This window comes from Halolamina sp., from assembly GCF_036626355.1.
GTDB lineage: Archaea > Halobacteriota > Halobacteria > Halobacteriales > Haloferacaceae > Halolamina.
The window spans coordinates 21,460-32,014 of the sequence record NZ_JAZKRY010000028.1 but is presented as its reverse complement, the minus strand read 5'-3'; the positions used below and the strand labels follow the sequence as shown (position 1 = coordinate 32,014).

10 protein-coding genes are annotated in these 10,555 nt (G+C 64.9%); 7 read left to right on the top strand and 3 right to left on the bottom strand.

Going from position 1 to position 10,555, the window contains the following annotated elements; all coding sequences use genetic code 11:
- Window positions 1-60 precede the first annotated feature (60 nt).
- The 3 genes from V5A38_RS06420 to V5A38_RS06410 are packed head-to-tail and all read left to right on the top strand — an operon-like array spanning window position 61 to window position 3,756.
- Window positions 61-966, top strand: coding sequence for a thiamine pyrophosphate-dependent dehydrogenase E1 component subunit alpha (locus V5A38_RS06420; RefSeq protein WP_332324921.1), 906 nt, complete (start codon window positions 61-63; stop codon window positions 964-966).
- Window positions 966-1,931 carry a transketolase C-terminal domain-containing protein gene (locus tag V5A38_RS06415; protein WP_332324920.1) on the top strand — a complete coding sequence of 322 codons (966 nt, stop codon included), beginning with the start codon at window positions 966-968 and terminating at the stop codon, window positions 1,929-1,931. Before V5A38_RS06420 ends, V5A38_RS06415 begins: the two co-directional genes overlap by 1 nt.
- 25 nt (window positions 1,932-1,956) lie before the next feature.
- A complete protein-coding gene (locus V5A38_RS06410; RefSeq protein ID WP_332324919.1) occupies window positions 1,957-3,756 on the top strand; it encodes a 2-oxo acid dehydrogenase subunit E2 in 1,800 nt (599 codons plus the stop codon).
- Window positions 3,757-4,001: 245 nt separating this feature from the next.
- On the opposite strand, the gene V5A38_RS06405 is transcribed toward V5A38_RS06410, so the two are convergent.
- Window positions 4,002-4,454: an acyl-CoA thioesterase gene (locus V5A38_RS06405; protein WP_332324918.1), complete on the bottom strand. Its 453-nt coding sequence runs from the start codon at window positions 4,452-4,454 to the stop codon at window positions 4,002-4,004.
- A 92-nt stretch (window positions 4,455-4,546) separates the two neighbouring features.
- On the bottom strand, window positions 4,547-5,740 hold the full coding sequence (locus tag V5A38_RS06400; protein WP_332324917.1) for an ABC transporter permease: 1,194 nt from the start codon (window positions 5,738-5,740) through the stop codon (window positions 4,547-4,549).
- Window positions 5,741-5,962: 222 nt separating this feature from the next.
- On the opposite strand from V5A38_RS06400, the gene V5A38_RS06395 reads away from it, so the two are divergent.
- From V5A38_RS06395 to V5A38_RS06385, 3 genes are all read left to right on the top strand, one after another.
- Window positions 5,963-6,928, top strand: a complete 966-nt coding sequence (locus V5A38_RS06395; protein WP_332324916.1) for an ABC transporter permease — start codon at window positions 5,963-5,965, stop codon at window positions 6,926-6,928.
- A 61-nt stretch (window positions 6,929-6,989) separates the two neighbouring features.
- Window positions 6,990-7,580: a hypothetical protein gene (locus V5A38_RS06390; RefSeq protein ID WP_332324915.1), complete on the top strand. Its 591-nt coding sequence runs from the start codon at window positions 6,990-6,992 to the stop codon at window positions 7,578-7,580.
- A complete protein-coding gene (locus V5A38_RS06385) occupies window positions 7,577-8,452 on the top strand; it encodes an RNA methyltransferase (protein ID WP_332324914.1) in 876 nt (291 codons plus the stop codon). Before V5A38_RS06390 ends, V5A38_RS06385 begins: the two co-directional genes overlap by 4 nt.
- 357 nt (window positions 8,453-8,809) lie before the next feature.
- Here the strand turns inward: V5A38_RS06385 and V5A38_RS06380 are convergent, their stop codons facing one another.
- Entirely contained in the window at window positions 8,810-9,781 is a 972-nt protein-coding gene (locus tag V5A38_RS06380; protein WP_332324913.1) for a DMT family transporter, read from the bottom strand.
- Window positions 9,782-9,937: 156 nt separating this feature from the next.
- On the opposite strand from V5A38_RS06380, the gene V5A38_RS06375 reads away from it, so the two are divergent.
- Complete coding sequence (locus V5A38_RS06375) at window positions 9,938-10,423, top strand: Lrp/AsnC family transcriptional regulator (protein WP_332324912.1); 486 nt, start codon at window positions 9,938-9,940, stop codon at window positions 10,421-10,423.
- The last annotated feature ends 132 nt before the right edge of the window (window positions 10,424-10,555 follow it).

Here is a 10,555-nt window from a genome sequence, read left to right as displayed (position 1 = left end):
CGTCGTCGGAGCCGTACCACGAGTTGAAGGCTTCAGCGAGTTCCTCAAGAACCCGGGGACGTGTTCACGGACGCCCACCTGATGCAAGGGCAGGAAGGGACCGCCATCGGTGCGACAGAAGCGCTCGATGCGGGCGATTACCTGACGACAACCCACAGGCCCCACGGCCACATTCTGGGGATGGGCATCGAGCCCAAACGCGTCATGGCGGAAATCGGCGGTCGCGAGACTGGTATCAGCGGCGGGCGTGGTGGCGAGATGCACATGTTCGAGCCCTCACAGGGCATCATCGGCTCGAACGGCATCGTCGGCGCGAGCCTCCCACACGCCGCAGGCGCGGCGCTCGCGTCGAAACTCGATGGCGACGATGCCGTCGCGATCGCCTTCTTCGGCGACGGCGCGTCGAATCAGGGCATCGTCCACGAGACGATGAACCTCGCCGCAGTCTGGGAGCTGCCAGTGCTCTTCCTCGTCGAGAACAACGGCTACGCGGTCACGCTCCCGGTCGAGGAGTCGTCGGGCCCCGAGCAGCTCGCCGACCGCGCGGCCGGATACGGCATGCCCGGAAAGACGATCGAGGGACAGGACGTCCTCACGGTGTACCAGGAAGTCTCCGATTCGATCGAATCGATCCGGTCCGGTGACGGGCCGCAGTTTATCGAGGCCGAGACGTATCGCTACCTCGACCACACCGCCTCCCTCACCGGGATGTTCGACTACCGGTCGGAGGAAGAAGAGGAGAGATGGCACGAACGCGACCCGGTCCCGAACTTCCGGGAGCGACTCCTCGACGCCGACATCTTCGACGCGGACGAGATCGAGTCCATCGAGGCGACGGAAACTGAACGAGTCGAGGAGTCCGTCGAGTTCATGGAGGAAAGCGAGCTCCCGCCCGGGGAGGACGCTGCGACCGGGTTCTACCAGGACGAGGAGTACGACGGCATCTACCAACCGAGGTACCGATAATGTCCACGAAAAGCTATTTACAGGCGGTCAACGAGTCGCACTACCAGACACTCGAGGAGATCAACGACGCGTTCGTCATGGGCGAGGACGTCGAACACGGGCTTACGGGGACAACCAGCGGCCTTGTCGAGGAGTTCGGCCCCGACCGCGTTCGCGACACGCCGATCTCCGAGGCGGGGTTCACCGGTCTCGGCATCGGCGCGGCGATGGTTGGCAAGCGGCCCATCATCGAGTACCAGATCAACACGGCGACGTACGTCGCGATGGACCAGGTCGTCAACCAGGCCGCCAAGCTCTCGCACATGAGCAACGGCCAGATTCAGGCACCGGTGACGATCACGATTCCCATGGCCGGTGCGCCGGGAGCGCTCGCCGGACAGCACTCCGATAACCCGTACCCCGCGTTCATGAACTACGGCGTCAAGACCGTCGTTCCGACGACGCCCTACGACGCGAAAGGGTTGTTCCGGGCCGCTGTCGAGGAGGATGATCCGGTAATGGTCTATTTCCCGATAGTACTCCAGTCGGCGGAGGGGGAGGTTCCCGACGAGTCCTACACGGTCCCGCTGGGCGAGGCCGAGGTCCGGCGCGAGGGCTCCGACATCACCGTCGTCGCGATCGGGGAAACCGTGGAGATGGCCCTCGACGTCGCCGACGATGTCGCGGCCGACGTCGACGTCGAGGTGATCGACCCGCGGACGCTGGTTCCGCTCGACGAGGAGGCGATTCTCGAGAGCGTCGAGAGGACGGGTCGAGTCATCGTCGCCGACAACGCAAACCGGATGTGTGGAGCGGCGGCCGAGATCGCCTCACGCATCGCCAACGTTGGCTTCTGGTCGCTCGAAGCGCCGGTGAAACGAGTGACGCGCCTGCACACGGTGCCGCCGTCGTTCGCGCCACCCCAAGAGGAGCGCATTCTCGCCGACGCCGACACCATCGAAACGGCTGTCCGGGATCTGGCCTGACCGTGACGGGGAGCGTCTGACCCCCATGGCGTCCATCGTCCGCGTCCCGGGCCTCGGGATGCAACAGGACCGGGCAACGCTCATCGAGTGGCACGTGAGCCCCGGCGACAGCGTCAGCGAAGGGGAACAGCTTGCGGAGGTCGAGACCGAGAAGTCCGTCTTCGAGATCGAAGCCACCGAAGACGGCGTCCTGCGACGGGTCTACGCCGATGTGGGCGACGTGCGGAAGCCGAACCAGCCCCTCGGAATCGTCGCCGGCGCGGACGAGGACATCTCCGCGCTCGAATCGACAATCGAGGCGAGTGAGGTGGAAGTTGCCGCCGAAGCGACCGCGGGAGCAGGGGCGGGAACTGAAGCGGCCCCATCCACAACCGAGACCACGGGCTCGACGGAACCGAGTGGGCGTGGGTCGGCCGAACCATCGAAGGTCACTCCCCGGGCGCGTAAGCGGGCAGACGAGCTCGGCGTCGACATCGAAACCGTCGACGGAACGGGGCCTGACGGGGCGGTGATCGAAGAAGACGTCGAGCGCTCGGCCTCCACTGGCGGGGCCGCCGCTACGGAGGAACCGGAACGAGTCGCCCCGAGAGCGAGGCAACGCGCCGAGGAGCTGGGACTCGACCTCGCGGGCGTCGAGGGGACGGGACCCGGCGGGGCGGTCATGGTCGAAGACGTGGAGGCCGCTGCTGAACGGAGCGAAACCAGGGACGTTCGTGAAGAGCGCCCGTTCAGCGAGATGCGCCGAACGATCGCAGAGCGCCTCCAGCAGAGCTACCGGGACGCGGTCCACGTCACCCTCGACCGGTCGGCCGACGCCGAACAGATACTCGAGGCAGTCGACGCCGCAGAGCAGGCGCTCGAAGTCGACGTGTCGATACTGGACGTCCTGCTCGTCGCGCTCTCGGAGACGCTGACGGCGCATCCGGCGTTCAACGCCACCGTCGAGGAGGAGACGCTGATCCTCTCCGAGAGACAGAACGTCGCGTTCGCCGTGGACTTCGAACGAGGACTCGTCACGCCGGTTCTCGACGACCTCGCGACGAAATCCCTCGAAGCGGTCGCTGGCGAACGCCGCGACCTGACCGAACGGGTGCTGGCAGACGAGTTCACGCCCGACGATCTCGAAGGCGGGACGTTCACTGTGACGAACCTCGGTCCCTACGGAGTCGAGTCGTTTGACCCGGTCATCAACCCGCCGCAGGTCGCGATCCTCGGTGTCAACGCACTCCAAGAGCGAACGACATCTGTCGACGGGCCGGGGACGCGACAACTCCGACGGCAGCTCCCATTGAGCCTCTCGTTCGACCATCGCGCCGTCGACGGCGCTGACGCCGCGCGCTTCCTCGAGACGCTCGTCGGCCACCTCGAACAGCCGTGGCCCCTGCTCCCGGAATCGGTGACCCCCAGCACAGAAACCGTGACACTCCCTGAACGGTCCGTCGTGGCGCGGAGTACCGGCGGATTGTCCGGCGTCGTGACGGCGGGGTCGTTCGAGTGGTCGTTCGACGAACCGGGGGAACTCGGTGGCTCGGGGACCGCTCCCAGCCCGGTCGACTACCTGCTCGGAGCGTACGCTTCCTGTCTCGCGACGAGTATCGGGTTTCAGGCCGAAAAGCGCGATATCGAACTCACGGAGGTTCGTGTGGAAGCCGACGGCAACCCGGAGCGCGGGTCACTCGACTCGATCGCGGTCACGGTCAGCCTGCCATCCGATGCCGACGAGGAATCACTCGAGCGGCTGGTAGAACTCGGCGAGCGTGGCTGTTACGTCAGCGACGCATTGTGCGAGGACCTCTCAGTTGAGGTGAGCCGGGAACGAGACTGAAACTCCAGTTCCAGACACGAACCTCGGCTGACAGGGAGTTATTCCGGGCAGACTGCTCGGTGAGCAGTTCCGAGGCCCCAGACAAGAGGCCAACGCGAATTCCGATGAACTGTCCCAGTCGATACCCGTACCAGCCGATTCCGACCGGGCTGGGTCACCGTGTCTCGGGAAGGAGCGACCGGCAGCGTAGTTGGGGCCGGAGGTTCCACGACCGGTGACCCGCCACCGTCAACTGAGGCGGTCACTCAGTTCTGCGTGGATTCGTCCTCCCCCTCCAGCCCCTTCTGTTCCAGCATCTTTCCGCGCTCGGTGGTCGTCGTCAACTCCGGCACCTCCTGTGGGTTCCCATCGGCGTCGATGGCGACGTAGACGAAGTAGGACTCGGTAGTTTTCTTGCGCTCGCCGGTCCGTGGCTCCTCGCGGAACGCTTCGAGGCGGACCCGAACGCTCGTCCTGCCGGCTTTGTAGACGTACGAGCGGATGACCGCCGTCTCGCCGACCGGGATTGGTCGCTCGAAGTTCATCTGGTCGATCGAGGCCGTCACGCAAGTTTCTCCCGCAAAGCGCATCGCCGAGAGCGCGCCGATTTCGTCCATCCACTTGGTGACGATCCCCCCGTGGGCGCTGCCGTAGTTGTTGGTGTCGCTCGGTTGGATGCGCTCACGGTTCTCGATATACGTGTCCAGGAGATCCGGCATGCCGAACCCTTCGTGACCGGGCGTAAAGAGTGTACGCCCGACAACCCACAGCCTGCGGCCACGGCGAGTATCGTTTCGGGCCCCACCGACGCTCAGGATTCCGCCTGGAGGTCGAGCACGTCCCGAAGCGTGTCGCCGAGGCGGCTTATCGCGACCACGGTCAGCAGGAGCGTGATGGCCGGGATCACCGGTACCCACCAGTAGGTCGGGAACTCCCGCATGCCGACAGCGATGAGCTGGCCCCAGGAGTTCACCCGCGGGTCGCCGAGGGACTGGGTGCCGCCGCCGCTGGAGATCATCAGATACGACAGCGTCGCCTCCATGATGACGAGCATCGGAAGCTGGAACGTCGCGGCCGTGACGACGGTGTCCCAGGTGTTCGGGACGAGGTGCCGTCGGATCAGCTGCAGCTGTCCGATGCCGGCGCTCTTTGCAGCACGGACGAAGCCGGCCTCCCGCGTGCGGAGCACGTCGCTCCGGATATGCCGGGCCAGCCCGCCCCAGTTCAGCAGCCCGAAGATGATGATGATGAGCAAGAGGCTCGGGTAGTAGATGTACTGAACGAGAATGTAGGCGAAGAATGCGGGAACGGTCTGCTGAAGATCGACGTACCGCATCAGTATCTCGTCGACCCTGCCACCGGCTGTCGCTGCAATGGTGCCCACAGCCACCCCAAGCGGGACGATGATGGTGCCGGTGATGAGCGTGACCGCGAGGGCGACACGCATCCCGGTTACAGTGTAGGCGAGCACGTCTTCCCCGTTGCCTGTCGTGCCGAGTGGGTGGGCCAGCGAGCCGTGACAGTAGCCATTCGAGACGGTTCCCGCACAGCCGCCGGCGAGGATGTCGATGATGCGGAACCCGAACGGCGGGTTATGTAGCGCGGTGGTGTCGGTAGTGAGCGTCCCGTAGATGAGTGGCGCCAGCAGCCCGAGGGCGAACAGCAGCGTGAGCCACGCGAGACTGAACAGCGCCAGCCGGTCGGTCCGGAGCTTGCGCCAGTACTGGCGGGTGAGTTCCCGCTTCTGGATGAGCGGGACGATCACGTAGAGACCGAAAATCAGCAGCGAAAGGACGAACAGCCACTCGAACTCCTGTGGGTTCCAGTCGCCGACGAGTCGTTCGGCGCCTGAGAGTTGCGTGTAGTCGTAGACGAACGTGGCAGCGAGCGCAGCCACACCGAGCAGGAAGACGCCGTCGCGGCGAGTGAGGACACCGCCGTCGCTGTCCTCTGCCCACTCGATCGGCCTGCCGTGGAGCTCTTCCAGATCGTTCGATTCAGTCATCGACTCGCGGAGCCTACATTGGGGCCGACCGGTGTAGTTGTGGCCACTGTGCCCATCGCATCGGTCGTGAGGGGCCGGGAATCGACAATAATCTTGCGGTGAGTACTATAGCTGTTTGAGCAACGCTTTTGACCCCGACAGCCTCCTCTGTAAATCGATGGCGTGGGCCTCGGCCCTGGCGCCCGGTTCGGCCATCGCGTTCGGCCGGCGGGGTGATGGGAGGTGAGCTTCAGTCGGTACGTCACGCAGCGACTGCTCTGGACGCTGTTCGCGACGTTTCTCATGCTCTCCGTGACGTTTCTGGTCTACGCGGTGATGCCCGATCCGACCGTCGAGTTCATCCGGTGGGCCGCACCGATGGAGAGCCAGGAGGAGGCCGTCCAGGCCTACAGGGAGTCGCGTAACTACGACGACCCCATCCTCGACCGCTATCTGAAGTGGATGTGGAGCTACGTCACCCTGGAGTGGGGCTACTCGTTCACTTACAACGAGCCAGTCATGGACATCCTCGCACGAAAAGCGCCCGTCACGCTCGTCTATCTCATCCCGTCCATCGTCATGGCGAGCCTCGCGAGCGTTGGACTCGGGCTCTCGGCCGCGCTCAACCGAGACGGCATGATCGATATCCTCACCTCAGGACTCGCGTATATCGGATTCGGAATTCCTGCCTTCTTCCTGGGTGAGCTGTTCGTCTTCCTGTTGCTCAAACAGCTAAACCTGTTCGTCGTCGCGATCGACAGCCGGTACGGGCTGTGGACGCTGGAGAACATCACGGGACTGCTCCTCCCGATCCCCGTGGTCACGCTCAATCTGCTGGCCGTCCAGATTCGCTACGTCCGCTCGGAGGCGCTCGGAACGCTGTCGGAGGATTTCGTCAAGATGCTCAGATCGACCGGTGCGGGACCGCGGCAGGTCGGGCGAGCGGTGCTACGGAACATCGCCGTCCCGCTGCTCTCGGTGTTTTTCACCGAGGTCCTGACCGTGCTGTTCGTGACGGTGTACATCGTCGAGGTCGTGTTCAACGTACCGGGACTCGGCCTGACGGCGTACCAGGCCATCGCCGACCGGGATATCGGGCTCATCCTCGCCACGACGTTCATCCCGGTTCTCGTCGGCCTGTTCGGCAACCTGTTCCAGGATATCGCGTTCACCATCATCGACCCGCGAATCTACTACTCCCGCGGGTAGCAGCGGGGGTGAACGCCCCCGGAACGCGTCCTTTTTCCACGCGCAGCGGGAACCTCGGGTAATGGCGAAAGTGAGCGTCGGCCTACGTGGCTGGCGGTTCGACGAGGAGGAGCTGTTCACCGAGGACGGCAACTGGCACCCCCTCGACGAGCTGCCGGCCGATACCCGAAACCGCATCCTCCGCCTCGGCCTGCTGGTCGAGCAGCCCTGTGACGCCTGCTACCTGATCCACGGCGAGGCGGAGAAGAAACGCTGTACCCCCGCCGCCATCGTTTACGGCGAGCCGGGCGACGAGGTGCTGCTCTGTGACGCCCACGAAGCGGACTTCCTCTACTGGTTCCGTGAGGGGGGCGGCAGCGAACTCGCCGGCGAGGAGCGGTTCCGCGACGAGTTCCACGAGTGGTTCGCCGCCGGCAACCGCGCACCGGACGGGTACGGCCCGGACGAGCACGTCGAGCAGGCGCCCGACGAGCTCCCGAATCTTCCCTCCCCCGAGGAGGCCCAGCGCCGTCTGGAGGAGGCCGTCGAGTACGAGGAGGTCCGCTACGACATGCGCGACGCCGCCGACTGGGGCAGCCAGGAGGAGGACGACGATGAGGAGCCGGTCGACCTCGACGACATCGACCTCGACACCGAGTATCCGAGCGGATGAGCGAGAAGTCCGAGCCTGACGGCGCAGAGAACCCGATTGGCGAGGAGCCCGAATGCAGCACCGCTGGCGACACCGACCCGGAGTACCTCGGCGACGACGCCGAACTCCCCGGAATCTCGGTCTGTATCGTCGAGCCCCAGACCCCCGGCAACGTCGGCACCATCGCCCGGGCGATGAAGAACTTCGGGCTCTCTGACCTGCTGCTGATCGACCCGCCAGAACTCGAACCCGACGGCGAGGCGTACGGCTTCGCCGGCCACGCTCGCGATGACGTGCTTCCGGGCGCCACGGAGGTCAGCTTCGAGGCGGTGTGTGCGAACTACCACACGGTCGGCTTCACCGCGATCACCGGCGAGGACAGCCGAAGCCACGTCCGGTTCCCGTACGCCACGCCGGCAGAGTTGAACGAGTCGCTCCGCGACGTCGCGGGCCCCGTCGCGCTCGTGTTCGGGCGCGAGGACAAGGGGCTCGCCAACGAGGAACTGGAGCGGTTAGACCAGATCGCCGCCATCCCCGCGAGCGAGGAGTACCCCGTGATGAATCTCGGGCAGGCGGCGACGGTCGTGCTCTACGAACTCCGGACGCTCACGCTCCCCGACACGCAGCTTCCGGACGTCGAGCGCCACCGCGCCGACCCCGCGGAGATCGAGCGGCTCCACGACTACTGGGACCAGTTCCTGACGGCGATGGGCCACCGCGAGCACAAACACGAGAAGACCGCGCGGATGTTCCGCCGGCTCATCGGTCGCGCCGAGCCGACCGACCGTGAGGTGACGACACTGTTCGGCGTGCTCCGGCGCGCGACCGAACAGCTCCGGCACCGGAAGGAGCTGCTCGCGGAACTGGACGAAGTGGACGAACTCCGGCGGTAGTATCCGTCGATGTTATAGGAAGGTCCAACACTTGATCTTGGTCACCGAGTGGGCGGTGTTTTGTCTCAGCTAGCGATGCCGGACGCGGCTCCGCAACAGCGACCAGAAACAGCACCACGGAGTTCCCTTGGCTAATTGAACCGCACGGAACCGTACAGCACCACGCGCTGACCGCCATAGCCGCTGCGGGGCGGTCGCCAGGCGGATGGCTGCGCGGGGTCCTGTGCCCGGCCCAATGCGGTTTCATTGGTCATGGGAACTCCGCGGTGCTGGAATAGCTGGTGGGCGTCGCGTCGCCATCCACTGCAAAGAGCTATTAGAAACAGCGTGATTCGGACCGACTCGTAGTAATCACTATCAATCAGCGGGGTGGTGTTCGACGGCGCCGCTATCCGCGAGGTCGCTCTGCTGAACCGAGACCTCCAGTTCCGAGCGAATTCGCGCGAGCGGGTCGATACCGGTCGCCAGGGCGAACCCGGTGAAGACGAGTAGGAAGCCAGCAGCGGTCGTCGCCGTCGGTGCGTGTCCGAGCACGCCCCACGCCACCATCGCGGCTGTCACCGGTTCGAGATAGGCGACGAGGTTCACCCGGACCGGCCCGATACGGGAGAGCAGTTCGAAGTAGACGAGATAGCCCACCACCCCGGCGACGAGCGTGAGGTAGAGGAACGGGAGCGTCGCCCCGCCCGAGACGATCCCGGTCGGGAACGCCTCGCCCCGCAGCAGCGCCGTCACGATGAGCAGCGTCGACCCGAGCAGCATCCCCCAACCCTGCAGCGCCGCCGCCGGGAGCCCGCTGTCGAGCGCCCTGATGCCGACCGAGCCGACTGCGAACAGCGAGACGCCGACGAAGACGAGCGCCACGCCGACGAGCGGAACGTTCCCGCTTCCGGGGTCCGCGATGACGGCGACGCCGGCCAGCCCGAACAGCAGTCCCAGCCCGTCGACGAGATCCGGCGACTCCTCAGCGAGGACCGCTCCGGCGACGACGGTGGTCAACACCGGTGAGAGCGAGACCACCACCGCCGCGATCGCACCCGAGACCGCCGCAGTCCCGAGATAGAGGAGTCCGTGGTAGCCTGCGACGACGAAGACGCCGACGAGGCCGACCGAGAGCCACTCTGTCCACCCGGATGGACGGAAGCGACCAGTCACGACGGCGACCGCAGAGACGACAACGCCCGCAAGCAGGTAGCGCAGCCCCGCGAACCAGAACGGTGGCACCGAACTCAGCCCCACCTCGATAGCGACGAACGAGCCGCCCCAGATCCACGCGACAGAAACGAACAGTATTCCGGTCAGTAGTTGAGATGTACTCCAGCGAAGCATCGTATAGTTGTGTCTAGTACGAATAGACTGATATACTTATACTTGTCAGTAGCGGCCTGTCGTATTCTCGGATTCACTTCAAGGCAGAAATAGATAGTTAGTGATAACTTTCAAAGTATCGCAACTTCTTTGAGCCTCCCTCCCGAATTACTGGACATGGACGAGCGCGACGTGCGCCTGCTGAAGGCCATCTCGGACCTCGGTACCGGCAGCCCCGAACAGCTGCACGAGGAGACGGGGATTCCCATCTCGACGATTCACTACCGGCTCAACAACCTCCGCGACGAGGGAATCGTCGAGAACGACCTCTACGACCTGGACCTGGAGGCGGTAGGGCTGGGTGTGACCGTCGTGCTGGAGGTGCTCGCGGACTACAGCGGCTCGCACGAATCCCTGAGCGAGCGGCTGCTGGCCGTCGAGGGCGTGACGGAAGCGTACTTCACGATGGGGGAGACGGATTTCGTCGTCGTCGCCCGCCTCCCGGAGAGCGACGCCGTTGAGCGACTCATCCGGGAGTTCGAAGATATCGATGAGGTCGACCGCACTAACTCGACTTTCGTTATCCGGTCGCTCCGTGACGGCCAGCGGCCGCTTTCGAGCTACTCGCTCGACACGCTGGTGGAGATGCTGGCCGAGGAGTAGCTCCCCCTCGACGACACGACGGTGTTGACGACGACGGCATCACACACATGTCCATTCTCGGGTTCGAGGACGGCTACCTTCGTCGAACTCGTCGTCGAACGCTGAGAGTCGACCGGCTTACGCCTGCTGGAC

Coding starts and splice junctions, on each gene's coding strand:
- V5A38_RS06415 (WP_332324920.1), top strand. CDS start 966: ATGTCCACGAAAAGCTATTTACAGGCGGTCAACGAGTCGCACTACCAG.
- V5A38_RS06410 (WP_332324919.1), top strand. CDS start 1,957: ATGGCGTCCATCGTCCGCGTCCCGGGCCTCGGGATGCAACAGGACCGG.
- V5A38_RS06405 (WP_332324918.1), bottom strand. CDS start 4,454: ATGCCGGATCTCCTGGACACGTATATCGAGAACCGTGAGCGCATCCAA.
- V5A38_RS06400 (WP_332324917.1), bottom strand. CDS start 5,740: ATGACTGAATCGAACGATCTGGAAGAGCTCCACGGCAGGCCGATCGAG.
- V5A38_RS06390 (WP_332324915.1), top strand. CDS start 6,990: ATGGCGAAAGTGAGCGTCGGCCTACGTGGCTGGCGGTTCGACGAGGAG.
- V5A38_RS06385 (WP_332324914.1), top strand. CDS start 7,577: ATGAGCGAGAAGTCCGAGCCTGACGGCGCAGAGAACCCGATTGGCGAG.
- V5A38_RS06380 (WP_332324913.1), bottom strand. CDS start 9,781: ATGCTTCGCTGGAGTACATCTCAACTACTGACCGGAATACTGTTCGTT.
- V5A38_RS06375 (WP_332324912.1), top strand. CDS start 9,938: ATGGACGAGCGCGACGTGCGCCTGCTGAAGGCCATCTCGGACCTCGGT.